Source organism: Cohnella sp. (assembly GCF_041640265.1).
GTDB lineage: Bacteria > Bacillota > Bacilli > Paenibacillales > Paenibacillaceae > Cohnella.
The window spans coordinates 48718-74650 of the sequence record NZ_JBEQAP010000025.1 but is presented as its reverse complement, the minus strand read 5'-3'; the positions used below and the strand labels follow the sequence as shown (position 1 = coordinate 74650).

General features: G+C 49.0%; 24 protein-coding genes, 2 tRNA genes and 1 riboswitch. Of the genes, 22 read left to right on the top strand and 4 right to left on the bottom strand.

Annotated features, from left to right (window positions below; translation table 11 throughout):
* The first annotated feature begins 447 nt into the window (after positions 1-447).
* The 12 genes from ACESLK_RS17920 (at position 448) to ACESLK_RS17865 (ending at position 11011) form a co-directional block, all read left to right on the top strand.
* Positions 448-1629, top strand: coding sequence for a putative glycoside hydrolase (locus tag ACESLK_RS17920; RefSeq protein WP_373231064.1), 1182 nt, complete (start codon positions 448-450; stop codon positions 1627-1629).
* 151 nt (positions 1630-1780) lie between these two features.
* A complete protein-coding gene (gene guaB / locus ACESLK_RS17915) occupies positions 1781-3238 on the top strand; it encodes an IMP dehydrogenase (protein ID WP_373231063.1) in 1458 nt (485 codons plus the stop codon).
* 140 nt (positions 3239-3378) lie between these two features.
* The gene (locus ACESLK_RS17910; protein ID WP_373231062.1) at positions 3379-4713 is read left to right on the top strand and encodes a D-alanyl-D-alanine carboxypeptidase family protein; all 1335 of its coding nucleotides are present in this window, start codon (positions 3379-3381) and stop codon (positions 4711-4713) included.
* 82 nt (positions 4714-4795) lie between these two features.
* The gene (gene pdxS, locus ACESLK_RS17905) at positions 4796-5680 is read left to right on the top strand and encodes a pyridoxal 5'-phosphate synthase lyase subunit PdxS (RefSeq protein WP_373231068.1); all 885 of its coding nucleotides are present in this window, start codon (positions 4796-4798) and stop codon (positions 5678-5680) included.
* 131 nt (positions 5681-5811) lie between these two features.
* Positions 5812-6399: a pyridoxal 5'-phosphate synthase glutaminase subunit PdxT gene (gene pdxT, locus ACESLK_RS17900; protein WP_373231061.1), complete on the top strand. Its 588-nt coding sequence runs from the start codon at positions 5812-5814 to the stop codon at positions 6397-6399.
* 52 nt (positions 6400-6451) lie between these two features.
* A complete protein-coding gene (gene serS, locus ACESLK_RS17895; protein WP_373231060.1) occupies positions 6452-7735 on the top strand; it encodes a serine--tRNA ligase in 1284 nt (427 codons plus the stop codon).
* A 75-nt stretch (positions 7736-7810) separates the two neighbouring features.
* Positions 7811-7899: transfer RNA gene (locus ACESLK_RS17890), tRNA-Ser, on the top strand.
* A 106-nt stretch (positions 7900-8005) separates the two neighbouring features.
* Positions 8006-8353 (top strand): hypothetical protein, encoded by a 348-nt coding sequence (locus tag ACESLK_RS17885; protein ID WP_373231059.1) that lies wholly within the window; start codon positions 8006-8008, stop codon positions 8351-8353.
* Between the two features lie 16 nt (positions 8354-8369).
* A complete protein-coding gene (locus tag ACESLK_RS17880) occupies positions 8370-8546 on the top strand; it encodes a hypothetical protein (RefSeq protein ID WP_373231058.1) in 177 nt (58 codons plus the stop codon).
* A gap of 14 nt (positions 8547-8560) precedes the next feature.
* On the top strand, positions 8561-8710 hold the full coding sequence (locus ACESLK_RS17875) for a small acid-soluble spore protein P (RefSeq protein WP_373231057.1): 150 nt from the start codon (positions 8561-8563) through the stop codon (positions 8708-8710).
* A gap of 124 nt (positions 8711-8834) precedes the next feature.
* Positions 8835-9758, top strand: coding sequence for a YitT family protein (locus ACESLK_RS17870; RefSeq protein ID WP_373231056.1), 924 nt, complete (start codon positions 8835-8837; stop codon positions 9756-9758).
* Between the two features lie 125 nt (positions 9759-9883).
* On the top strand, positions 9884-11011 hold the full coding sequence (locus tag ACESLK_RS17865; protein WP_373231055.1) for a hypothetical protein: 1128 nt from the start codon (positions 9884-9886) through the stop codon (positions 11009-11011).
* A gap of 212 nt (positions 11012-11223) precedes the next feature.
* Here the strand turns inward: ACESLK_RS17865 and ACESLK_RS17860 are convergent.
* Positions 11224-11299: transfer RNA gene (locus ACESLK_RS17860), tRNA-Arg, on the bottom strand.
* 105 nt (positions 11300-11404) lie between these two features.
* On the opposite strand from ACESLK_RS17860, the gene ACESLK_RS17855 reads away from it, so the two are divergent.
* Together ACESLK_RS17855 and ACESLK_RS17850 are read left to right on the top strand one after the other, a co-directional pair.
* Positions 11405-12412: a LacI family DNA-binding transcriptional regulator gene (locus ACESLK_RS17855; protein ID WP_373231054.1), complete on the top strand. Its 1008-nt coding sequence runs from the start codon at positions 11405-11407 to the stop codon at positions 12410-12412.
* A 257-nt stretch (positions 12413-12669) separates the two neighbouring features.
* A complete protein-coding gene (locus ACESLK_RS17850) occupies positions 12670-12957 on the top strand; it encodes a Spo0E family sporulation regulatory protein-aspartic acid phosphatase (RefSeq protein WP_373231053.1) in 288 nt (95 codons plus the stop codon).
* On the opposite strand, the gene tadA is transcribed toward ACESLK_RS17850, so the two are convergent.
* Complete coding sequence (gene tadA, locus ACESLK_RS17845) at positions 12889-13350, bottom strand: tRNA adenosine(34) deaminase TadA (protein ID WP_373231052.1); 462 nt, start codon at positions 13348-13350, stop codon at positions 12889-12891. The genes ACESLK_RS17850 and tadA overlap by 69 nt on opposite strands.
* A gap of 239 nt (positions 13351-13589) precedes the next feature.
* On the opposite strand from tadA, the gene ACESLK_RS17840 reads away from it, so the two are divergent.
* Entirely contained in the window at positions 13590-14396 is an 807-nt protein-coding gene (locus ACESLK_RS17840) for a hypothetical protein (RefSeq protein WP_373231051.1), read from the top strand.
* A gap of 79 nt (positions 14397-14475) precedes the next feature.
* Here the strand turns inward: ACESLK_RS17840 and ACESLK_RS17835 are convergent, their stop codons facing one another.
* Together ACESLK_RS17835 and motA are read right to left on the bottom strand one after the other, a co-directional pair.
* On the bottom strand, positions 14476-15297 hold the full coding sequence (locus ACESLK_RS17835; protein ID WP_373231050.1) for a flagellar motor protein MotB: 822 nt from the start codon (positions 15295-15297) through the stop codon (positions 14476-14478).
* Positions 15278-16084, bottom strand: coding sequence for a flagellar motor stator protein MotA (motA, locus tag ACESLK_RS17830; RefSeq protein WP_373231049.1), 807 nt, complete (start codon positions 16082-16084; stop codon positions 15278-15280). Before motA ends, ACESLK_RS17835 begins: the two co-directional genes overlap by 20 nt.
* Before the next feature lie 199 nt (positions 16085-16283).
* A riboswitch (cobalamin riboswitch) is annotated at positions 16284-16472 on the top strand.
* A gap of 278 nt (positions 16473-16750) precedes the next feature.
* On the opposite strand from motA, the gene ACESLK_RS17825 reads away from it, so the two are divergent.
* From ACESLK_RS17825 to ACESLK_RS17795, 7 genes are all read left to right on the top strand, one after another.
* Positions 16751-19525: an S-layer homology domain-containing protein gene (locus tag ACESLK_RS17825; protein WP_373231048.1), complete on the top strand. Its 2775-nt coding sequence runs from the start codon at positions 16751-16753 to the stop codon at positions 19523-19525.
* Positions 19526-19591: 66 nt separating this feature from the next.
* On the top strand, positions 19592-20266 hold the full coding sequence (locus tag ACESLK_RS17820; protein ID WP_373231067.1) for a DUF4430 domain-containing protein: 675 nt from the start codon (positions 19592-19594) through the stop codon (positions 20264-20266).
* Complete coding sequence (locus ACESLK_RS17815; protein ID WP_373231047.1) at positions 20263-21156, top strand: energy-coupling factor transporter transmembrane component T; 894 nt, start codon at positions 20263-20265, stop codon at positions 21154-21156. Before ACESLK_RS17820 ends, ACESLK_RS17815 begins: the two co-directional genes overlap by 4 nt.
* Positions 21129-22772: an ABC transporter ATP-binding protein gene (locus ACESLK_RS17810; RefSeq protein ID WP_373231046.1), complete on the top strand. Its 1644-nt coding sequence runs from the start codon at positions 21129-21131 to the stop codon at positions 22770-22772. The genes ACESLK_RS17815 and ACESLK_RS17810 overlap by 28 nt, the downstream gene beginning before the upstream one ends.
* Positions 22769-23533: an ECF transporter S component gene (locus ACESLK_RS17805; protein WP_373231045.1), complete on the top strand. Its 765-nt coding sequence runs from the start codon at positions 22769-22771 to the stop codon at positions 23531-23533. The genes ACESLK_RS17810 and ACESLK_RS17805 overlap by 4 nt, the downstream gene beginning before the upstream one ends.
* Positions 23534-23538: 5 nt before the next feature.
* Complete coding sequence (locus ACESLK_RS17800) at positions 23539-23826, top strand: 4a-hydroxytetrahydrobiopterin dehydratase (RefSeq protein ID WP_373231044.1); 288 nt, start codon at positions 23539-23541, stop codon at positions 23824-23826.
* A gap of 32 nt (positions 23827-23858) precedes the next feature.
* On the top strand, positions 23859-25586 hold the full coding sequence (locus ACESLK_RS17795; protein WP_373231043.1) for an ABC transporter ATP-binding protein: 1728 nt from the start codon (positions 23859-23861) through the stop codon (positions 25584-25586).
* The last annotated feature ends 347 nt before the right edge of the window (positions 25587-25933 follow it).

Sequence of the window (25933 nt, the reverse complement as noted above, 5' to 3'; positions counted from 1 at the left end):
GTGCAGCTGACGAGTACTAATCGGTCGAGGGCTTATCCTAAGCGAAACGTGCGACGAAGTCGTCACGAATGACACGGTAAGACATGTTATACACCTTCTTCTAAGAGCAACACGCAAGTGTTGTCTCCCTAACCGCTTTGTTTCGTATGTCAGCAGGCACGTTGCTCTGCAACGTTGCCTGCTGACATACGGGCCGTGACGACTTCGTCGCACGGGTTCGCATCCAGTTTTCAAGGCGCAAGCCTATATGGTATGCACATTTTCGAAGTAATCCTTTAGGGATACTTCGTTTTTTTGTGTTTTCTGGCACATCAGGCTACTTTTGGTGCCCGATGCATGGAAACCCCAAAATGTTAATCCCCTCCGCAAATTCCATAAACTCAAACTAAACTCATTCCCTCCCTAAGTAAACACTATAGTTACTTTTAATGCGGGAGGCGGCTTGTATTGAATGACTTCCGAAGCTTGCGCGTGGTTGTTAGGTTTATCGTCCTTGTCGTCATTTTGGTGAGTGGCTTAATTGGATGTTCTTCTCCTCTAATACAAAAGGAGGAAGATCCCATTAAGTTTTCACCGTCAATCATTTCAAATCGCTTCACGGACCAACAAGACAGCCAGCCGGTTTGGCAGATGAAACCAAAAACCCCCATTCGTGCTATCTATGTGTCTTCGTATGTTGCCAATAGCCAAAGAATTAAAGAGCTAATCGATCTTGTGAATCGAACTGAGCTAAATGCGATGGTTCTAGACATCAATAGCGGAATTTTGCTTTCGTCGGTTGCTCACCGGAATAATACTCCTATCTTCGCTCCATCCACAAAGAAATCTGCGAACCATTTTCGCCAAGTCATACAAAAGTTGAAAAATCATCATATTTACTTAATTGCAAGAATTACTGCATTCAAGGACCCTGATCTTGCAAGTCGAGTACCGGCGTGGACTCTAAAGCAAAAAAACGGAACGGTATGGAGAGATCGCAGCGGTACAGCGTGGATCGATCCCTTCCGCCAAGAGGCATGGAAATATAAAATGGATATGGCCGAATATGCAGCAGAGCTTGGTTTTGATGAGGTTCAATTCGATTATGTACGGTTTCCGGAAAATGGATCTAAAGTAGATGCTGAAGTCACTTATGCTAATCCTCAAGGATGGACAAAAAGCGAAGCAATCCGTCGATTTCTTCATCGTGCAAGCATACGTTGCCATAAAAAGGGGATAAGAATGTCGGCGGATGTGTTTGGAATGGTGGGTTCTTTAACCAATGACATGGGAATCGGTCAAAGCTGGAACCTCATAGCCAAAGAAGTTGATGTTATCTCTCCCATGATTTACCCTTCGCATTACTCGAAAGGGACATGGGGCATTGACAATCCAGATCTTAGCCCGGGTCCAATTATTACTCATGCTTTACGTGATGCGGCTAAATACAATAAGAAGTTAAAGGGCAAAGGAATCGAAACCGCCAAAGTCCGTCCTTGGCTGCAGGCTTTTACGGCGGGATGGCTTGATCCGCACCAGAAATATGGGGCCGCACAAATTCGCGAACAAATTCAAGCTGCTCGAAATGCCGGTTTTAATTCTTACATGCTTTGGAATTCGTCTAGCCGCTACCCTATTTATAACAAATGATAAGGCCTGTTATGGGTTGAAAAACGCTTACATGGTGCGGGTTCTCGCGATTTCGAATAAGCTTGACAGCCTATGTAGCCTCTGCTAAGATTGACGATAATCAATCGGAGATAATGACCGGAAATGCATCCGGCAAAGGGGGGTAATAATCGTGTGGCAAAACAAATTCGCCAAAGAAGGACTTACATTTGATGACGTATTACTCGTTCCCCGTAAATCAGCTATTCTTCCTCGGGACGTTGATGTCTCAACCGTACTCAGTCCTTCGGTAAAGCTGAATATACCGTTGATCAGCGCGGGGATGGATACGGTCACGGAAGCAGCGTTAGCGATTGCAATTGCACGTGAGGGTGGAATCGGCATTATCCATAAGAACATGTCTATTACCCAGCAGGCTGAAGAAGTGGATCGCGTTAAGCGATCAGAGAGCGGTGTTATTACAAACCCATTCTCTCTAACACCAGATCATCATGTGTACGACGCTGAAGAGCTAATGGGCAAATACCGGATTTCCGGTGTTCCGATCGTGAATGTGGAGGGCAAGCTGGTTGGTATTCTTACGAACAGGGATTTGCGATTCGTACACGACTACTCCATTAAAATTAGTGATGTTATGACCCACGAGAACCTGGTAACGGCACCTGTCGGAACCACGTTACAGCAAGCAGAAGGTATTCTGCAGAAGCATAAGATCGAGAAGCTTCCTTTGGTAGATGAAACGAATACCCTTAAAGGTCTAATAACCATAAAGGATATCGAAAAAGCTATTCAATTCCCTAACGCTGCGAAGGATCGTATCGGTCGTTTGCTGGTCGGAGCTGCGGTTGGCGTTTCCAAAGATACGTTCGAACGGGCAGAAGCGCTGGTTCAAGCTAGTATAGACGTACTGGTTGTCGATTCGGCGCACGGTCATCATATCGACATCGTCACAATGGTACGTAAATTGCGGGAGAAATACCCCGAGCTAACAATCGTCGCGGGTAACGTAGCCACGGGCGAGGCAACGCGCGATTTGATTGAAGCAGGAGCATCGGTCATTAAGGTCGGAATCGGACCAGGTTCGATCTGTACAACGCGGATAATCGCGGGTATCGGCGTACCTCAAATTACGGCTATTTATGACTGTGCAACCGTAGCTCGGGAATATAACATTCCCATTATTGCAGACGGCGGAATTAAATATTCCGGGGAAGTCACGAAGGCAATCGCAGCTGGCGCAAGTTGTGTCATGTTAGGCAGCTTGTTCGCCGGTACAGAGGAAAGCCCGGGCGAATCGGAGATCTATCAAGGCCGCCGCTACAAGTCCTATCGCGGCATGGGCTCCATCGGTGCCATGAAGGAAGGCAGTAAGGACCGTTATTTCCAAGAAGACGAGAGCAAGCTTGTTCCCGAAGGTATTGAAGGTCGTGTGGCGTACAAAGGTCCACTTAAAGATACGATTCATCAATTGATGGGCGGACTTCGTTCAGGCATGGGTTATTGCGGCACAGCAACGATTACGGAGCTGAAGAATGATACGCAATTTGTCCGGATTACGGGAGCTGGATTGCGCGAGAGTCATCCGCACGATGTACAAATTACGAAGGAAGCACCGAACTATTCAATGTAAAAACCTGCTTGGGTTTAGCCTATAGAGGAGCCGGGGGATAAGAGAAATCTGACCTTCGGCTTTTTCCTTGTTGGTCACCTATGTTACAATAGAGCGTAAATGTTTTACCAAAGAATTTTATCGAAAAAGGAGAGAATGCGTTGAATCGTTATCATCTATTGTCGTTACCTAAATCACTCTTATCTAAACGGTTCGTCGCCGTTATCGTTCTTATTAATCTTCTTTTTATGTTCAGCTTATCCTCGTTTGCAGCTGCTGCACCTGAAGGTGCTCCAACGTTGGATGCTCAATCAGCCGTTCTGATGGATGCGGAGAGCGGTCAAATTCTTTATCAATCAAATGCGGATGTAGCTAAGCCTCCTGCAAGTATGTCGAAAATGATGACGGAGTACTTGGTCTCAAGAGCCGTCAAACAAGGAAAACTCAATTGGGAGGATATCGTGTCGGTTGGCGAGAATGCAGCTAAACAAATCGGAAGCCGGATATTCCTGGCTGAGGGTGACAAACATACAATTAAAGAACTATATATTGCAATGGCGGTTGGATCGGCCAACGATGCGACCACTCAATTAGCGGAGACGGTAGCAGGTTCTGAGGAAGCCTTCGCTAAGCTGATGAATGATACAGCAGCCGAGCTTGGCATGAAGGAATCCCACTTTATTAACTCCACCGGTCTGGACCGTGCGGATATGCCAGAGAAATTCCGCCCTGCATCGATTGAAGGCGAAACCGTAATGTCTGCAAGGGATGCTGCGACGCTTGCCTATCATATACTTAAGGATGAGCCTGAATTTCTGGAAACGGCCAAAATCCAAAAGTACAAGTTCCGCGAACGGGATAAGAAGGCTATCGATAACTGGAACTGGATGTTAGGCTCCAACAAAGATAATCCGAATCTCCGCAAGTTCGCTTATGAAGGTGTAGACGGTTTGAAAACCGGTCACACAAGCAGTGCGGGTAACTGCTTTACGGGAACCGCCTTACGTGACGGCACACGCCTTATCGCTGTCGTAATGGGCGTACCGGGGAACTCCAATGATGGCAAACGTTTCTTAGAAACAGCGAAGCTATTCGATTACGGCTTTAAGAACTTCGAGAAGAAGACAATCATCCAGGCGAAAGCAACTATACCTGAATATGAAACGCTGCCTATCAAGAAAGGTGTTGCTACGAAGCTGCCGATCGTAACGGCAACGGATATCACGATCTTGATTCCAAAGGGCGTAGCGGTTGAAACCTCCATCCAAGAAGTAAAAGCCACTCAAGAACCACTGATGGCACCGATTAAGCTCGGTGATAAGGTTGGAACAGCTACTTATAAATATACCGACCCGTCTACTGCGGAGGAAAAGGTCGTTTCAATTGATCTTATCGCAGTAGAAGACATTGACAAGGCAAGCTGGTGGCGGCTGATGTTCCGCGCTATTGGTAATTTCTTCTCCAATTTATTTAATGGGATTGTAGATCTTTTCTAAATCCCGACTTAACTGGTTGCCTATTGATAACTGTTCATGTAAAATCTATGGTTATATGGCTAGAATCTTCGGGAGGCATAAAATAATGGAAACAGGTACTTCGAGAGTTAAACGCGGGATGGCCGAAATGCAAAAAGGCGGCGTAATCATGGATGTCATGAGCGTCGAGCAAGCAAAAATTGCTGAAGCGGCTGGTGCAACAGCAATTATGGCATTAGAAAGAGTGCCATCCGAAATCCGGGCAGCGGGCGGCGTAGCCCGTATGGCTAACCCGGAGCTTGTAGAGCAAGTCATAAAGGCTGTAAGTATTCCTGTTATGGCAAAAGCGCGTATCGGACATTATGTCGAAGCTAAAGTGCTCGAATCCCTCGGCGTAGATTATATCGACGAGAGCGAAGTGCTTACACCTGCGGATGAAGTGTATCATATCGATAAATCCTTGTTTACGATTCCGTTCGTTTGCGGAGCGAAAGATCTGGGCGAGGCTCTTCGCCGCATTCAAGAAGGAGCCTCCATGCTTCGTACTAAAGGCGAGCCGGGAACGGGCAATATCGTTGAGGCTGTTCGTCATATGCGGATTATCACAGGTCAGATTCGCAGAATTCATAGCCTGTCCAAGGACGAGTTATTTAACGAAGCTAAGCTGCTCGGTGTCAATTATGACTTGCTTCTTAACATTCATGAAACGGGTCGTCTTCCTGTCGTTAACTTTGCTGCAGGCGGCGTGGCAACACCGTCGGATGCAGCATTGATGATGCATCTTGGAGCGGACGGTGTCTTCGTCGGATCCGGTATCTTCACATCCGAAAGCCCGGAGAAGTTCGCGCGCGCTATTGTTGAAGCAACAACTCACTACGAGGATTATGAGTTGATCGCACGCGTGTCCAAGGATTTAGGCGCTCCGATGAAAGGGATCGATATTAACCAGCTCCATGCCTCTGAGCGGATGCAAGATCGCGGTATTTAAGCAAAGCCAATAGAATCCACTTGCTGGTCATATACATGTGTTAAACCAACGAGCGGCTTCCATTCGGCACTTTTCTTATGCCGAGGGAGGCCGCTTAAAGATTTATTAGAGCATGGGAAGAAGGAAGAGCTATGAACATCGGTGTATTAGCACTGCAGGGAGCGGTTGCTGAACATATTCGGAGCATTGGGCTAGCTGGCGGACAGGGTGTCGCTGTGAAAAAAACCGAGCAGCTTGCTGATATCGACGGGCTCATTATTCCAGGCGGAGAGAGTACGACGATTGGTAAACTGATGCGTAAGTATGGATTTATCGAAGCGATCCGCGATTTTGCCAATGGAGGCAACCCCGTATTCGGAACCTGCGCAGGGCTCATTGTAATGGCTAAACGTCTAGAAGGTGCAGAGGAGCCCCATCTAAGTTTGATGGATATGACAGTAGCGCGCAACGCATTCGGACGCCAACGGGAAAGCTTCGAGACGAACTTGGACGTTAAGGGTATAGACACACCGCTCAGAGCGGTGTTTATTCGTGCTCCGCTTATTAAAGAGGTCAGTGACCGAGTAGAAGTGCTGTCGATGTATAAGGGAGAGATCGTCACGGCAAGGCAAGATCACCTGCTAGCATCCTCCTATCATCCTGAGCTGACTGATGATTACCGTCTTCATGAGCTGTTCATCCAAATGGCTAAGGAAGCTTCCGGAGTTAAAGCAGACTGAGGCTTGTTGTAATCGATATGAACACCATATTATAGGAAAGGGGATTACCTTCATGTTGGACGCTAAATTACTTCGTAATGACTATGATAAGGTTGCCAACGCGCTGAACAATCGCGGGGCATCAATCGATCTAATCGCGGCTTTCCCGAAGCTCGACATTAGTCGCCGGGAGAAGTTGACGGAAAGCGAATCGCTTAAGAGCCGCCGCAATACCGTCTCGCAGGATGTAGCTAAGCTTAAGAAAAGCGGAGAAAATGCGGATGATTTAATTGCTGAGATGCGAAACGTTAATGACCGTATCAAGGAACTGGATGATGAGGTCCGTGAAATTGAAGCGGAGATGGATATCTTGCTGTTATCCATACCGAATGTTCCTCACGAGAGTGTCCCTATTGGAGCCTCTGAGGATGACAATGTGGTTGTTCGTACGGCAGGACAGCCAAGGCGTTTCGAGTATGATCCGAAAGCGCATTGGGATTTGGGCGTCGACCTAGGTATTCTTGATTTCGAAGCTGCGGCTAAGGTTACGGGTTCGCGCTTCGTTTTCTACAAAGGCTTAGGAGCGCGTCTAGAGCGAGCTCTTATTAACTTCATGATGGATCTTCATTCCGATCAGCACGGCTACGAGGAGATCTTGCCTCCTTATATTGTTAATAGGGACAGCTTGGTGGGTACTGGGCAGCTTCCTAAATTCGCTGAGGATCTATTTCAAGTCGAAGGAACGGATTATTTCCTCATTCCGACTGCCGAGGTTCCGGTTACAAACCTGCACCGTGAGGAAATTCTGCCGCCAAGCTCGCTTCCTAAGCCTTACGTTGCCTTCAGCGCTTGTTTCCGATCTGAGGCGGGTGCGTCGGGGAGGGATACGCGCGGCTTGATTCGTCAGCATCAATTTAACAAGGTAGAGCTTGTTCAGATTGTTGCTCCGGATAAATCCTATGAGGTGCTGGAACAGCTTACTGGACATGCAGAACGCGTACTGCAATTGTTAGAGCTGCCTTACCGAGTGCTTGCTTTATGTACGGGAGACATGGGCTTTGGCTCTGCCAAAACCTACGATCTGGAAGTGTGGATTCCAAGTGCTGCCACATACAGAGAAATTTCTTCCTGCACCAATTTCGAGGACTTCCAAGCTCGCAGAGCAGGAATACGTTATCGCCCCGAGAATGGAGCTAAGCCGGAATTCGTTCACACGCTTAATGGCTCCGGACTTGCACTTGGTCGTACAGTAGCGGCTATCCTGGAGAATTATCAACAAGCAGACGGTTCGATTAAAATCCCGGAAGTGTTAAAGCCTTATATGGGTGGAATAGATTACATATCACATAGGGGTTGAACTTGGAATACAGCTTGTGATACAATAGTTTGGCAGTAACGGCAAGCCTTCAGGTTTAAATCCGTCTGCCAACCTGGAGAGGTACCGAAGCGGTCATAACGGGGCGGTCTTGAAAACCGTTAGGGTGCAAGCCCACGTGGGTTCGAATCCCACCCTCTCCGCCATAATTTAATGATTAGAAACCGATCTATCCGGATCGGTTTTTTTAGTGTCTTAATATCGCATAAGAATATTTCATTGGGTCAACCTAACGGGGTGGAGGTGCTCATCATGTCAAGCAATGACGAACTGGCTGTACCGCAAGCGGATTTAGCCGAGTCATGGCAAAGAACTTTACCCCTGCGTTTAAACGTCGGAGATCGGGCGGAAGTGTTGGCCGACGAAGCGGATCCTCGCACACTCAGAGTGCATATTCAGACTGCGGGCCGTCAGATGATGGAATTTGATTTTGCAGTTCAATATGTTGACAGTCGTGAAATTGATATCCAACTCACGGACGTGGAGAAGGATGGACAAACGATTGATGAAAGAACAGAAGTGATTCAGGAGCTTATCAGCGATTACCGCCGGCACCTGCATGAATGCGCACAATCGTTGCATCAATATACCCATTCCTGAAGAGGGGGAAATCAAGTTGTCCGATGCTAACGGCTTCCCGGATAAAAATCTAAGCAATGTGGTAGAAGACTTGGCCAAAGATCCGGTTAATTCTCACCAAGCCCAACAACAACAGCAGCAAACAAACGATCGGCGGCATCAGGATGCGCTGAACCATGATAAAACGACGGATCAAGAGCATCTCAAATCGTAAGGAGGCATTTCTATATGAGCAAGCCCAAGACCCTACCAGTACCCCAGCCGGGCAGGCAGCAGAATGCTCATGACCCTTCTAACCATGCTCAGAAAGAGCCGCTATCCGGCTCTAAAGCAGTTAAGAACGAGAACCATACAAGACACAATAACGGAGAAGGTTAGGTTCAGCCCGGCGATCAGCCGGGTTTTTTATTGGAAAAAAAGCAGCATACAGAACAAGCTCCTTAGTTTACCCCAACTGTTCTCATTGGTATAATTAGAATATGTTCAGACAGGAGGATTACTGATGACCGATGAAAAAATACATACATACTCGCCACAGCCTAAATTACCACCACCCGTCACGGAAATCCGCCATAATAAATTAAAACCTTTAGAAATTATTCGTCGAATTGTGTTTATTGTTCTAGGAGCTATATGTGTTGGAATAGCGCTGGAAATTTTCCTTGTTCCCAATTCAATTATTGATGGCGGAATTACCGGTATTTCCATCATGACCTCTTATTTGTCTCATATCCCCATTGGAGTTTTCCTGTTTCTCTTTAATATTCCCTTCCTCATTCTGGGGTATAGAACCATTGGAAAAACCTTCGCGCTATCTACGCTTCTAGGCGTTATCGTTTTATCGATCACAGTTACGCTGTTACATCCAGTTTCGGCATTTACGGATGATATCTTTTTGGCGGCCGTGTTTGGCGGTATCTTTCTGGGAGCAGGCACCGGGATTGTCATTCGCGCAGGAGGATCATTAGACGGAACGGAAATTATCGCGATCCTGCTGAACCGGAAATCTCCATTCTCCGTCGGCGAAACCGTTATGTTCATCAACTTCTTCATTCTGGGCAGCGCGGGCTTCGTCTATAGCTGGGATCGTGCGATGTTTTCATTAATTGCGTACTATATAGCTTTTAAGGTAATCGACCTGACCCTGGAAGGGTTTGACGAATCAAAGTCTTGCTGGATTATCAGTGATAACTATCGGGAGATTGGAGATGCTATTCTCGCTCGTCTGGGCCGCGGTGTTACGTTGCTTCACGGCGAAGGCGGCTATACCGGCGATCAGAAGAAGGTTATCTTCTGCATTATCACTCGCTTGGAGGAAGCTAAGCTGAAATCGATTGTTACGGAGCTTGATCCTGTGGCTTTCTTGGCCGTGGGTAACATTCATGATGTCAAAGGCGGACGCTTTAAAAAGAAAGACATTCATTAACAGCAGTTGCGAACTTTAACAAATTTTAAATAAAAGAAAGGCTAGTCGGGGATGTCGAATTAAGATAGAATGAAATTTGCGTGATTTTTAGATCATCATATGAATTTTAGGAAGGGGTTTACATTTTGTTTAAAAGTAAATTAAGTTTCGTCCTCTTATCACTCCTATTGACGGCAGCGGTAGTGCTCAGCGGTTGTACTAAAGACCAATCGCCTAAAGAAGCGCTTCAAGCGTCCATGTTGAAATCATCGGATATTAAATCGTACAATTTCAAAGGAAGCATGAAGTTCGAGGATTTCAACTTCCCTCAAGAAGATATGAACGCAGATGAAGCGGCTGCCGTAATCAACATGCTGAAAAGCGCGGAGCTGTCTTGGACAGGTGCTTACAAATCAGATCCGATGATGATGGAAATGAATTTGAAGCTTGACCTTAAAGGTGACTTGGCAATCAGTTTCACCGTTCCAATCATCATGACGACAGAGAAAATCTGGGTGAAAATTCCTAATATCCCGATGTTGCCGATTCCCGAGGACATTCAAGGTAAGTTCGTAGAGCTTGATTTGAAAGAGCTTGCTGAACAATCCGGCCAGCCAATGCCTAGCATGGATATTGGCAAGTCCCAGAAGATGGTTAACGATATTATGGAGATTGTCTTTAAGCATATTGAGGAAGATGCATATTTAACCTCCATTCCCGTGAAGGATGCAGGCTTGCCTGAGGGTGTTAAAGTGGATCAAGTCGTGCAATTCCATATGGACAAAGCGCAAATCGAGCCTTTCGTAAATACAATTATTGATAAGATTGCCCCGGAAATTATTGAGCTTCTTGCGACTAACGAAGAATATCGCAACCTGCTTCAGCTGAAGCCAGAGGATCTGGAGGAAGCTAAGAAAGGGCTTGCGGAAGTGAAAGACAAAGAGGTTTCTGAAGGCTTGGCGGAAATGAACAAAGAGCTTAAATCTCTTAACGTCAAAGCGAACATCGGAATCGACAAGAATGAATATCCGATTTACACGGATGTGATAATCGATGCGGCGATCGAGTCCGAAGAGGCTACAGGCAGCTTCGCGATTAAAGTTGTATCCGAGAACACAAACATCAATGGTGATGTGAAGTTCGAAATCGGCGAGCCTAAAGCCGAAGATGTATTGACTATAGAAGAGCTGCAAGAGCAAATGGGCGGCATGTTCGGCGGAAGCATGGAAGGTATGGATGAATTAGACTTAGAAGCTACGGATGAAAGTTTGTAATATACAGTTGGTTAAGAACCCCCGTTTGTTATTGACGGGGGTTTTTCTGTGGGTATCACCGCTATAGTTGTTCTGATTAAAGGAGAAGTGCGGGCTAACGCGCGACTTTAAGCCAATATAAAAAAACGCCTGAGCACATCTTAGCGAAGTGTTCAGGCGTTATTAATTCTCACAAATCATGACTGATTGTTATGACTGTCTGTAATTATAGTTGGCGGCCCCGAGAGGAATCGAACCTCCGACCTGCGGTTTAGGAAACCGTCGCTCTATCCGCTGAGCTACGGAGCCACAATGCCATTTATTATAACACAAAGCTGCCCCTTGAGCATAGAATTTTGAGAAACATTATGGTAACATCAGAGTGTATTTTTCTGGAAGAAACGGGGCGGGTGCATGGCTACGAATATCCGTGATGTCGCTAGTAAGGCAGGAGTGTCGGTTGCAACGGTGTCCAAGGTGTTAAATGGATACACGACAGTTAATGAGAAGACGAAGGAAAGAGTACTACAAGTTGTTAAAGACCTGCAGTTCCATCCGAATTCCGCAGCCCGTTCATTAGTCGGACGTCGCTCGATGACGATCGGGATCTTCCTGACGACAGGGCTGGCCCACCCCTTCTTCACCCAGATCTTATCCGGGATGGAACAGTCGTTGAAGTCCAAGGGTTATGATCTCATTTACTTAGCGCAGCTTTCTTGGAATAAGGAATATAGCTTCGTCCGACATTGCCAGAGCCGTAATATCGAAGGAGTTGTTGTCTTCGGATTTCAGCATGACGATATGAATTTCGACGAATTAATTGAATCGGGAATCCCTGCCCTATTTATAGACTTGGATGTTAAGGAAAAACGCGCTGGATATATAAGCTCTGATAACCAGAATGCTGCCAGGCGCACGGTACATTACTTGGCTGAGCTTAATCATCGTAAAATCTCCTTCTTATCCGGCATTAAAGACTCTTACGTTAGTCGACTCCGACTAAAAGGATATCTTGCAGGCTTAGAGGAGGCTGGCATTCCGTATCACGAGAATTATGTAGCAGAAGGGGATTTCACCAGGGAAACAGGTTATCTTGCGATGCAGAGGCTATTAAGGCTTCCTGATAGGCCAACATCCGTTATTTGTTGCTCAGATTTGAGTGCGGTGGGGGCGATGGAGGCCATACGCGATTCCGGCTTATCCGTACCTCAGGATATATCGGTAATTGGATTCGATGATATTGAGATTGCCAGCTATGTTCAGCCTGCTCTTACGACTGTTCGCCAAGATATGATTACAATCGGTAAACGGGCAATTGAGCTGTTAGATGACCTCATTAATGATGAGCAGTTAGCACCTCCGGAAGCAATAATCCCAACTGAGCTGATTATTCGTGGGTCATGTGGTCCAGCGAAGGAATAAACGGGTGATCTTCGGAGCCGAAATGGGTGCCAGAGATCACCCTTCGTACATGACATAAATCTCAATAAATAGTTCTAAATACCCAGTTTTGTCGGAAAATAAATTACATATAGAAGGAAATCATCGACACATTTCTACAAAAAAATGGATAAATTTGTCCTATAATGAAAACAGATTGATTATTCTATCGTTGTATGGCAAAGAATGACGAAAATGTGGCAGAAATGTGACAAATCCCTAAAGAAAGGAGCGGTCAAATGAACCAGGTGGAGTCCTCGCAGCTTATTCTTCGCCTTCAGTTGTTGCAACGTCGTCTATGTGAAATGGCTAACAACCTAGGCAATTTGACCGATCCCGAGATTGTAGCCGTCAGTGAGGAAGCGGATCGACTTATTATTCAGCTTCAGCGTCTGCGCAAGGAGGAAGCGGAGCATCGAAAGATGTCTATGATGTCCGATAGCTGCTCAGTATCTGTATTATCTGCTTCTCAATCTTCGGAAGAAGTCAGTCAGCAAGGCGGCACATTCCTCATGAAGCACTCCTGATTTCCATGGAGAGACATGATTAAAGCGCGAATCCTGCAGTAAGTCCATAAGTGTTCCCGCGCACCCTGCTTTTGGATCGGATGCGCCATATACGACACGTTCCACTCTTGATTGCAAGATTGCGCCTGCACACATGGGACAGGGCTCTAGCGTGACATATAAGGTACAGCCGAGTAAACGCCAAGCTTGGAGAGTTTCGCTGGCACGACGAATGGCGATCATCTCGGCATGCGCTGTCGGATCGTGATCTTTTTCGCGCAAGTTATAACCTGAACCTACAATTATTCCTTTACGAACGATAACCGCCCCTATTGGAACTTCACCTAAGGTTTCGGCCAGTCGTGCCTGTTGAATGGCCTCATGCATCCAGTGCTCGTCATCTGTAATTGACATATGTTCTACTCCTTACCAGCGAACGTGTATTCGTTGTTAACATGCTGTGCACAATTTTGTGGATAACTTTGGGGTTGTCCACAGAGTTATGCACATTTTTTGTGTTGCAGTGGGCACAACTTCATTTAATTGTATCAGGTTGGTAAATAAGGTCAATCCAAAGCCATCAGCTGAATAGGATAAGCAGTAGGATACGGACTAGCACCTGCAAGGACGAACAGCTGAAAGGAGATGTGTGGATGAAATCCATAAATTCTGTGTTTAGAAAACATCCGGAGTTGGAAGCTACGGGAAAGCTATCCATATTAGGAGAGTCCCGATGCACTGCTGAAGTAATGGACGCTTATATGAGGAGGCGAAATCCGAAGATTCCTAAAGTGGCAGAGCTCTATTTGCGACTGGGACAGCGTTACGAGATCAGGGGTGATGTAGCGTATTGTCAGATGGTTTATGAAACAAGAAGCTGGACCGCTCAGGTTACTGGGCCGTACTGGGCACCCATGACGCTAGAACAATGGGCCACGGAATCTTCGGTAGAAGTGCTGATGCAGATTCTTTATGCCTTTGCGACTGAACTGCCCGTACCGCAAGCTTTGGATCAAACGAGAAAACAAACAGTGATACTAGACCAGGCAGGCTGGAGGGGCAAAGCCTCATGTTGGCAGGACCTTAACGGCAAATGGACGAGATCAGGCCATCATTATGGCCAAGATATTGTGGCGATATGGCGCAGTATGCTGGAATGGAAAGGCAGCGGGGAAGTCATACCTATGGAGGAGGGGGGAGTGATGGGAAATTCGCAAGAAGGGGAAAGACTACGTTCCAACGCGGCAAAAGAAAGGATAACCGGGAGCTTGGATTGGACTTCGTTCTGTACGGAAGAGATGAGCTGGCTGAAAGACAAGGGCTTGCTCCCGAGTCCGGTCCCCCATCCGGAGCGGAAGGTGAGTTGGGCTGAGCTCGCAAACTTGTTGCGTCGATGGGAAGATCGACCTTCAACTGCTGCAATAGACGGAAATGGAGTTTCATTAAAAAAAGAGGAATGAAAAATAAAAGGAACGTCCGAGAGTCGGCGAAAGCGCGTCTCTAGACGTTCTTATTGTTAACACGATATTGCAGCGTTTATTACTCCGCGCTAGCGTTCGCAATAGCTGAAAGTGTATTCTGCTGGCTATTGTCGGTTGGCTCGAGGTATTTCCGAAGGATGGAAACTTCAACTCGGCGATTTGTCGCGCGACTAGCATCAGAGGTGTTCGCGACTACAGGCCGGAATTCACCATACCCGGTTGCGCTGAAGCGCTTGGGATCGAAAGCTTTGTTCTCCAAGAGTATCTTCATGAAATTGATAGCCCGCTTGGAGCTGAGTTCCCAGTTAGATGGGAATTCTATTGTCTTGATCGGTTGGTTATCGGTATGGCCGGTAACCAGAATTTCATAATCCGGATATTCCTTCAGCATTTGACCAATTGCGGTACCGAGCTTCTGCGATTCTGGCTTAATATTGGCGCTTCCGGAAGGGAATAACGCATTATCCCTTATCGTGATCATTAACTCAGATCGGTTCAGTTGAGTGTCAAGCTCAGAGGAAAGGCCATTGTTTTGAATGTACTTGTCCAGCTGCTGCTTAAGCTGCTCAAGATTTTGTTGTTCTTCCTGCTTGAGGGTTTCCCGTGATTTTTCATTATTGCTCTTTCTAGTATCAGTTTCCTTCGTACGTTTTGCCGCTTCGTTCTCTTCCAGAATTGTCGATGAATCCAATACACCGAGCCCAGAGCTAAAGGCACTCTTGAAAGCTTTGCTTAGCTCTTCCAGCTTGGCTGTATTCACAGAACTTGCCGCATATAACACGATAAAAAGAGCAAGAAGCAACGTCATGAGATCGGAATAGGGGAGGAGCCAGGATTCGTCTATATGCTCCTCATGGGGTTCATGCCGTTTTCTGCTCACTTGACGGATCCTCCTTCTCAGCGAATGCAATCCGTTCCGTCGGAGTCAGGAAGACAAGAAGCTTCTGTTGGATCGCGATTGTCGATACGCCGGATTGAATGGAGAGCAGTCCTTCTACCATCATCAGTTTAAGATCAATCTCGCGCTTGGATAGACGCTTCAATTTGTTGGCCATCGGATGCCATAGAACGTATCCGGAGAAAATCCCGAGCAATGTCGCAATGAAAGCCGCGGCAACCGCATGGGCCAGCTTCTCCATTTCGGCCAAATTGCCGAGTGCTGCGATCAAACCGATAACAGCGCCGAGTACCCCTAGAGTAGGAGCATACATTCCGGCTTGCGAGAAGATGAGCGACCCGCTGCGGTGGCGTTCTTCCGTTGCGGATATATCTTCGAGAAGGACATCGCGTACGAAATCTTGATCGTTACCATCAATAATCATACGCATTCCGGATCTAAGGAACGAATCCTCGATTTCATCTACTTTAGCTTCTAGAGCGAGCAAGCCTTCGCGACGAGTAATGGTTGCCCATTCCATGAACATGACGATAAGCTGCTGGCGAGGGAGAAGGGGAGGCTCTTTAAAAATAATCTTGAACAGCTTCGGCACCTTTTGTAGGTCCGAGCCGGGAAACGCTACAAAAATAGAGGCGGCTGTACCGACAAAAATAATAATGTAAGCGGCTGGATTGTTAACAAGATTGATAATCGGAGCCCCTTTAAGAATCATGCCGAATATAAGCGCGCCAAAACCTAAAATCAAACCAATAATTGTTGAATTTTTCATCGTACACCCCGGGATATTGAAGAATATTATTTAGACGCGACAGGAGCTTACTCTCAGAACCGACACGATAATAGGTTTATCGACAAACCTAGTCCAAAGCTTTAGAGGAGATTGGCGGTTTTCACAAATTCGTGCGAGATAAATTCCAGCGGCCCCAGGTGGACAGCCATTTGCCCGCATGATAAGATGGCATGACAAGTGAATACGGCGGAAAACAGGTGCTCGTAAGAGCTTAATAGAGAAGTCCGGTGCAAAACCGGCGCGGTCCCGCCACTGTCCATGGGGAGCCAATCGGATACAGCCACTTTCGCGTCAGAAGACGCCGAGGGGAAGGCCCGAGGAGCATTGATCCAGGAGCCAGGAAACCTGCCTGTTTTCGACAAACACCCAATAACCTACGAGGAATAGGGGAGGTGTGGCGGCAACGCGGGATCATAACTTAGCTAGAGATAATCTAAGACCGCGTTGGAGTATAGACAGGCTCGGAAACTATGAGACTTCTGTCATTCGTGTAAGATTACACGATAATCTCCTGCCCCCACGCGAGCATCCTCCAATACGGTGGATGTTTTTTTGTTGCCTTCGCGAGGACGGCGAAGCCGTTTTACTAGGCATGGGAAAGTTCACCTTCGCTGCAATGCGAGGACATTCGAGGAGGAGCGTGGAATGATGAACGGGGAAGTTATACTGAACGGAAATCGGGCATTCAGAATTTGGCTGCGCAGCAGCTTGGCATTTGTATTGGCATTGCAGGTCACATTAGGTGCATGGGCCGGAGTCGTCCAAGCGGCGGATGAAGGCGTTAAGCAAGCTGCAGCTGCACCAACAAGAGCACAGGTTGGCGAAGCTTTGACATCATTGCAAGGCTTGTTAAGCAAGTCAGAGCCGTTAAGCGATTGGGTTGCTTTCGGACTTGCCCGTTCGGGCCAATCTGTGGGGAGTCGGTACTTGCCGCAAGCAAATAAAAGCGTGGGAGACGGAAGTCTCCGCTTGGTAACGGATTTAGCCAGGGTTGCGCTGGCCGTTAATGCGAGTGGCGGCAATGCCAGTGAGGTAGGACCGGGGAAAAGCAATTTACTTGCCAAAATCGCCAACTTCGAGAAGATTACTGCGCAAGGACCTAACGCGCCAGCTTATGCATTGCTTGCATTAGATGCAGCTGGTTATGTTTCAGCAGCTAACGATCGTTGGTCGCGTGATGACTTGATCGAGTGGCTGGTGAATCAGCGGAATTCGGATGGAGGCTGGTCGTTAACAGCAGGTAAAAGCGATGTGGATATTACGGCGATCGTACTAACTGCGTTAGCCCCATATAAAGCTCGCGAGGATATTCAAGGCGTGACAGACCTAAACGCCGTTATCGATGGAGCAATAGCTTGGTTATCCGGCGTACAGCGGGAGACTGCAGGGTTCGGTTACGGGGCGGAATCCAGCGAGAGCTCCGTACAGGTGCTGATTGCACTCACTTCTCTAGGTATTGATCCGGTAAACGATACGCGTTTCGTTAAGAATGGTAAATCGACATTAACTCGCTTGTTGGAATATCGTCTGCAGGATGGTCAATTCTCGCATCTAGCATCCGGCAAAGCCGATGGTATGGCTACCTTCTATGCTCTGCTTGGCCTAACGGCGGTAGAGCGGTGGATGGACGGGTTGCCGGGGCTATACTCAGGCGTTGCGGCGTCGGCAAAGACAAAAGTTACGGTCTACGGGGTATCCGGTCAATTAACTACTGGCACGGCAACGGGTAAAACTGCGTTAGAAGCACTTATTCATGTACTCAGGAATGCTAATATCTCTTACGGAGTAGATCGTCATCCACAGTTCGGTGCGCTGCTAAAGTCTGTAGCTGGCGTGGAGAACGGGAAGTTCGGCGGCTACGACGGCTGGCAATATGCGGTTAAACGCGATGGCGCATGGGTTATGATCACAGAGGGAATGGGTACCTTCTCGGTTAAAGCTGGAGATGAACTATCCGTTTATTACGGCGGAGGCGAAACAACGCTTATCCATTCCGTGAAAATGGAGCCGGCAGCTCCCCGCGAGGGACAACCCGTAACGGTGACAGTAGAGAAGGAAATGCTAGATTGGGATACAGGCAAGCTTGTGGTAACCCCGGCAGAAGGCGCGCAAGTGAAGGCGGGCATTCAGACTGTCCTAACGGACAAGGACGGGAAAGCACAGCTTAAAGCGCTAAAAGCAGGCGAATACGTCTTGGCGGTAAATGGCTATCGCAAGGACAATGCTCCGTTATATGTAGAGGCGAAGACAAAGCTTCAAGTCGCCTCTTATGTCAAGAAAGTATCCGTAAGTCTGGAAGGCGATGCTGGAGCGCTTGCTTCCGGTTCTGCACAAGGAGGAACGGCTTTGGAGGCGGTGGAGCACCTTCTGAAGACGAGCGGAGTGGCTAGCGATATAAAGGATTCAACTTATGGAAAGTACATTAGCTCTATCGGAGGAATTACGGCTGGCAAATATGGCGGATATGATGGTTGGTTATTCGCGGTCATGCGCGGGGGCAGTTGGATCATTCCAGCTGAGGGCGCCAGCACCTTCTTATTGGAAGAAGGAGATGAGGTAGTCGTTTATTACAGCGGGGATGCGACTAAGCTGGCAGATCCGATCGTTGTCTCTCCGGCACAACCTAAACCCGGTTCGGAATTTACGGTAACGTTGACTAATCGGGCATGGGACTGGGAAACGAACCAATTCGGCACGGCTCAACCCCTCGTTGGCGCTAAGGTTAAAGTCGGTGAGGTAGAAGCGATTACGGATGACAAGGGCCAAGCGAAACTTCACGGAATGATTGAAGGGCTGTATACAGTAGAAGTAACGGGTTATGTGAAGGACGGAGCGCCGAATATTGTTCGTTCGGTTACCTCATTGCCCATCGCGGGCAGCTATCAAGACCAAAGCTCGATTGCTGCGTGGGCGCTGGAAGCGGCAACCGCCTCGAGGGCCGCTGGACTTCTGCGCGGTATTAGCGATGGAACAACGACATTCAAGCCGAAGCAAGCCGTTACCCGTGCGGAGTTCGTGTCTGCGCTCGTTAGAAGCTTGGGCTTGGCAGGCAGCTTGAATAAGACCTTCAAAGATATTCCTGTTGCAGCATGGTACGCTAAGGATGTTGAAGCGGCTGCCGCTGCGGGACTTGTCAGCGGAGTTGGTGGAGGCAAGTTCGCTCCAAACGCAACTTTAACAAGAGAACAAGCGGCGATACTGCTTGCGCGTGCGCTTAAGCTTAAAGCCGCGGCAACAACTGTTTTGACAGATGAGAAGCAGATTAGTGCCGGTGCGGTTACAGCTGTTCAGGCCGTATTACAGCAAGGCTGGATGACTGCTTACGAAGGCAGGTTCTCGCCGAAGGCTTCCCTCTCGCGCGAGCAAGCGGCTGTCATTGCGGTGAGAATTCACAAGGCAAAAGGAACGGTAGCTCGATAAGCACATCGGCCTGACGAAACTGGTGAGATAACGGAAGCTAGAAGGAAGGAGGAAGCAGCTGTGAAGATGTGGGGATTAGTCCTGCTCGTTGTGTTTATGCTTTTGACACTCATAGGATGCTCGGGGGGGAAAGAAAATGTTAGCACCCCATCCAAGGCTCCTTCTAGTTCAGCTACTACAAATAGTGAGACATCACAAGCTTCGGCAACACCAACCGATGAAGGCACAAAGGAACAAGTGCCGGCACCATCGTCTTTCGCTGCTTCCTCTTCCGAAGCTGCGGAGTCCACAGAAGACAAGGATGTTAGCAAAGCAGAGACGTCTCAGCCTTCATCGCCTTCGGTGAAGCCATCCGTTAAGCCTCAAACTGAACCCTCTGCGCCCGTCGTGGATACGATCACCATAAAGATAATTGGGAATGCAGATTGGGGCACGGTGCTTGCTGAGGAAAAGGTTGAATTGAGCAAAGGGGATACGCCTGCGGATGTGCTCATCCGTGCTGCCAAAGCTCATCGGTTTTCCTATGAGATTCGGGGGAGCGGTGCGTTGACCTATGTCGAAGGGATCGACGGGCTCTATGAATTCGATGACGGGCCGACCAGCGGCTGGAAATATCGAGTGAATGGCAAGGTTGCCGGTATCGGAGCAGGCGCCTATGAGTTAAAGCCCGGAGACCATTTGGAGTGGTTCTACGGCTATGAGGATATCGAAGCAGAGGAAGACAAGGAGCCCGCATCATGAACGAGGGCTTTGGGATCCGTTCGCTGCATCCGATTGTTATATTGATCTATTATGCCGGAGGGATAACCTTCGGCATGTTGCTGTTTCATCCCCTTATTCTGCTGGCGGGCTGGGGAACGGCCGTAGTCGTTAACCTTCATCTGGACGGAGGCCGGGAATGGCGGAGATGGAGCCTGCCTATGCTTATCGGAGTAGTCCTCATCGTGGTGATGAACCCGATTCTGTCGCACAGAGGCCGGACGGTATTGTATTATTTAGGGGATATCCCTATCACTTTGGAATCTGTTATCTATGGAATCACATTAGCGATTTCTATGCTTAACTTGTTGACCTTCTTCGTGACGTATCGCCTCGTCATGACAGAGCAGAAGTTTCTTTTTCTATTTACACGTGTTTCACCTAAGGCGGCGTTGGTCGCGATGATGGCGATGGGGCTAGTGCCAAGATTGCGTCGGCGAATGCAGGAGCTCATGCTGATTCAGCGTACTCGGGGTGTAACGGTACTGGAGGGTTCCCTTGCTCAAAGAGCCAAAAGCGGAGCCCGTCTGGTCGGAACTTTGCTGTCGTGGACGCTGGAGGATGCCCTGCAGACGGCGGACTCCATGCAAGCTCGCGGTTATGGAACTGGGACGCGAAGTACTTATTTGGGCTTCCAGTTTCGCGGACGGGATAGATTAATGGCCGGCGGATTAATAGGGTGTGCCATTATCCTATTGACAGTGTGGGGGACGGGACATGGCTATTTGATGATCTATCCCCGACTGGGATCCTTCGCGTTGTCCATGGGGGATGGATTGGCACTTGCCGCTTATATCGCATATTTATTACTGCCGCTAGGCATGGAATGGAGGGATCGCAGAGCATGGCGCATATTGAATTACAGAGGGTAACCTTTACGTATCCGAATGAAGCTTTGCCTGCGCTCTCCGAGCTCTCCTTGTCCGTGAAGCCCGGAGAATTCGTCGTGTTATGCGGTCCATCCGGGAGCGGCAAATCGACGCTTCTTCGGCTGTTGAAGCGGGAAGTCTCTCCGGGCGGCCGAATAAGCGGCTCGATTCTGCTCGATCAAGTGCCGCTTCAGGAATGGCCGGCGCGCGAAGCCGCAGCAAAGGTGGGCCTTGTCATGCAGAATCCGGACAATCAGCTGGTCGTGGATACGGTTGAGCATGAGCTGGCGTTCGGGATGGAGAATTTCGGAATACAGCGGGATATCATGCGGCGCCGGATGGCCGAGCTCGCGGGGTTCTTCGGTCTTGAGCCGCTGCTTGCACGCAAGACTGATGAGCTGTCCGGCGGGCAGAAGCAGACGGTTAATCTGGCGGCGGTGCTTATGATGCAGCCGCGTGTGCTGCTGCTCGACGAGCCGCTCGCCCAGCTTGATCCCATGGCTGCTCGAGAGTTGCTCGGCATGATTAAGAGGCTTAACGAGGAATGGGGCATTACGGTCATCATGAGCGAGCATCGGATCGATGACTTGCTGCCGCTCACGGATCGAGTTGTTCGGTTAGAGCAAGGCATGGTTACCTTTAACGGGAATGCAAGAGATTTTGTATTGGAGGCATGGAACCGGCAAGAGGAGAGCTGGAAGAGCGCTCTTCCTGCGATTACGCAGTGGGCTCTCGCGCAGGCACCGCCCGAATCCCATCCGCTGCCTGCAGAGCCTCCGCTTTCGGTTAAGGAAACGAGGAGATGGCTGGAGCTTGCATGCAAGACCTCGAAGTCTGCTGCTGCCATGACTCATTGGGAGCGTAATTCCTCGAGCTTAACTCAACCCTTGCTTACGGCGAACGGGTTATTTTTTGCTTATGACAAACACTCGCCCGCTGTGCTTAAAGGATTGGAATGGCAAATCGGGAGCGGGGATTGGGTCGTTCTGTTCGGGGGAAACGGGAGCGGCAAGTCGACCCTGCTGCAGCTGCTGGCCGGACTCCGGCCTCCGCAGAGAGGTCATGTGAAGTGGGAGGGAGTTCTCTACTCTCGCATGACGTCGAAGGAGCGAATGTCCGTTATCGGATATTTGGCTCAGAATCCATTGCTTCATTATGCCTATGACAGCTTGCTCGAGGATTTGCTTCAGGCTGCAAGCCGAGCAGGGGCGGGCGACCCAGCTCAGGAAGCTGGAGAAATGGCTGAGCGATTCGGACTGTCGCATCTGTTAGCTCGCCATCCACATGATATGAGCGGAGGAGAGCAGCAGTTAGGGGCATTGGCTCTTACCCTGCTGGGCAAGCCGCAGCTGCTCCTATTGGATGAGCCGACCAAGGGGCTGGACCCGCAGGCGAAGCGTAAGCTGGGGGAGCATCTGCAGCGTATCCACGAGCAAGGAACGACCTTGTTAATGGCAACCCACGATGTCGAGTTTGCCGCAGCCTATGCAAATCGTTGCTCGTTGCTCTTCCACGGGGAGATCGTGGCGGACGGTGAGCCGGAACCGTTCTTTCAAGGAAATCTGTTCTATGCGACGCCCCTTCATCGCTTGCTGGCGCAAGGAGGCATGCCTACATGATGAGCACGGATAAGAAGAAGCGCTTTACAACCAAGCTTATCATCGTTCCTATTGCCCTTGCGTACATTGCGTTATCTTATCTATCGCTTCAGCGGGGTAACTCGCTGCTCATCGGAATCGTGCTTGTCCTCTTATCGATGATTCCGTTCCTGCTCCGCTTCGAGCGCCGTGAGCGCAAGGCGCGTGAGCTCATGCTCATAGCGGTCATGGCTGCGGTCGCTACGGTGAGCCGGATTCCTTTTGCCACGCTGCTGCCTGGATTTACGCCTGTTACGTTCGTCGTTATCGTGTCCGGAGTCGTATTCGGCGCGGAAGCGGGTTGGATGGTCGGCGCGGCGACGGCCTTGGTATCTAACTTCTTCTTAGGACAAGGAGCTTGGACGCCCTGGCAAATGTTCGCCTGGGGGATGGTCGGTTATACGGCAGGCTTGTTCGCCCACAAGAGCGTTTGGCGTCAAAAACGGCTTCCATTAGCTCTATTCGGAGCCGCGTGGGGATTTCTGTACGGGTGGATCATGAACCTCACGTTAGCGCTGGACCAATGGGTTCAAACCCGATCGTGGGAAGCGGTGCTGGGTAAATACCTAACCGGCTTGCCGTTCGAATTCATTCATGCGTTGGCTAACGTTTTTTTCATTCTCGTGTTTAGTAACTCTTGGATTGCATTATTAGAAAGATACAGGCGTAAATATGGAATGCTTGAACGTTTGGAGACCGTCGAGGAAGAGATAGCTATTCTAAACCCCAAGCAGGGAGGATGATTGCCATGGACCGACTACCGCTCTTAAATGAAGAGGAGCAGCAAGCCGCGTTAAAGGAGCTGTCCGGTTGGACGATTGAGGATGAGAAATGGTTGACCCGCAAGCGGATGTTTCCGAGCTTTCCCGATGCGATTGCTTTCGTTAATCATGTGGCGGACATCGCGGAGAGGATGAACCACCATCCTTTTATCGCCATCGACTACCGCAAAGTAACGATTCGAATCACCAGTTGGAATTCCGGCGGCTTAACCGTGCTGGACATAGACTCGGCGAAGGCGTACGATCAATTATAAATGAATGCAGTATGCTCTATGGAGGTACGCCCATGCTTCGCCGTTTTTTAAACTATTATCGGCCTTATACTAGATTGTTCACGCTCGACTTCTCCTGTGCCGTTGTTGTCGCTCTGCTCGAGCTTGGATTCCCGATGGGCGTCCAATGGATGATCGATACCTTGCTCCCGACCGGCAACTGGGGTCTTATCGCTTGGGTTTGCGTCGGCTTATTGGCACTCTATCTGATCAGCATGGGTTTGCAGTTTGTCGTCAATTACTGGGGGCATAAGCTCGGTATTAACATTGAGACAGACATGCGCAAGCAGCTTTTCCAGCATGTGCAGAAGCTTAGCTTCCGTTTCTTCGACAATACCAAAACCGGACAGATCATGAGCCGGATGACAAACGACTTATTCGATCTCGGGGAAATGGCGCATCACGGTCCCGAGGATATGTTTATTGCGCTCATGACCTTGGCCGGCGCATTCGGAATCATGTCGATGGTGAACTGGGAGCTTGCCAGCATTACCTTTATCATCGTTCCTTTCTTGGCTTGGCTCATTGTTTATTTCAATAAGAAGCTGAATCATGCCGCTACGCATATGTTCGAGAGGATTGCGGACGTGAATGCGCGCGTGGAGGACAGCATCTCGGGAATCCGCGTTGTGAAGTCCTTCGGCAATGAGTCCTTTGAGCTGGACCGTTTCACGAAGAACAACCAAGGCTTCCGCCTGGCGAAGCTGCGTTCTTATTTGACGATTTCCTTCAGCTCGTCCGGCATCTATATGCTGACGCGTTTAATAACACTTGTTGTGCTCGTCTTCGGCGCATGGTACGCCTATCAAGGAAAGCTTTCCTATGGCGAGCTGGTTGGTTTCTTGCTGTATGTGAATATTTTCCTCAAGCCGATTGAGAAAATCAATGCGTTGCTGGAGCTATATCCCAAGGGAATGGCCGGCTTCAAAAGATACTGCGAGCTAATGGATACAGAGCCCGACGTAAAGGATGCAGACGATGCGATTGAGGCTCCTCGGTTAAAGGGAGATATCGAATTCCGGAATGTGACTTTCGGATATGAGAATTACGCCCATGTACTTAAAGAAATCAACCTGCAGATCAGAGCGGGCGAGACGATCGCGCTAGTCGGACCATCTGGGGCGGGGAAATCGACGTTATGCAGTCTGATTCCGCGTTTCTACGAGATTGACGACGGCGAGCTGACCATAGACGGGATCGATATCCGCCATATGACGCAGCATTCGTTGCGCAATCAGATCGGGATCGTGCAGCAGGACGTTTTCCTATTCAATGGAACGATTCGCGAAAATATTGCTTACGGACGGCTGGAAGCGACGGAAGAGCAGATCTGGCAGGCGGCGCGACAGGCACACTTGGAGGCGATGCTCGTTGCTTTGCCGGACGGACTCGATACATTTATCGGCGAGCGGGGGCTCAAGCTGTCCGGCGGCCAGCGCCAGCGCTTGTCCATTGCCCGCATCTTCCTGAAGAATCCGACCATCCTCATTCTGGACGAGGCGACCTCGGCCCTTGATACCGAGACGGAGTCGATGATCCAGCAGGCGTTGGAGCAGCTTGCGCACAATCGTACGACCTTGATCATCGCCCACCGCCTGGCAACCGTGCGGCATGCCGACCGGATTGTCGTCGTAACTGAGGATGGGATTGCGGAGCAGGGGCGTCATGAGGAGCTAATGGCCGCAGGCGGGACTTATTCGCGCTTAAATGCGGCTCAGATCGGCGTTGTGCCGTCAATGTGAGGAGTATAAAAATTAGGGTTCCTTTTGAGCAACTAATAGCAAGAGTACCTTAATGTTGTCTCTAAAAGCCGAAACAGAGGTACTGTAGCTGTAGTTTTTATTGCTGCAGCCCCAACGGCGAGGTGCTAGAGGCACTCAAGTGGCTCATTTCGGAGCTGTAGGTACGGATTCGAGGCTGTCGGTTAATAGTTCATAACTTAGGAAATCTACGGGAGACCACAAAATGTATGCGAAAAATCATACAAAATGAGCAGCACACACATCGAATCAGTCGATTCTATGCGAAATTTCATACATAAAACGCGATTTGAGCCCGGATTCTGTATATGTATGTGAGAAATCATATA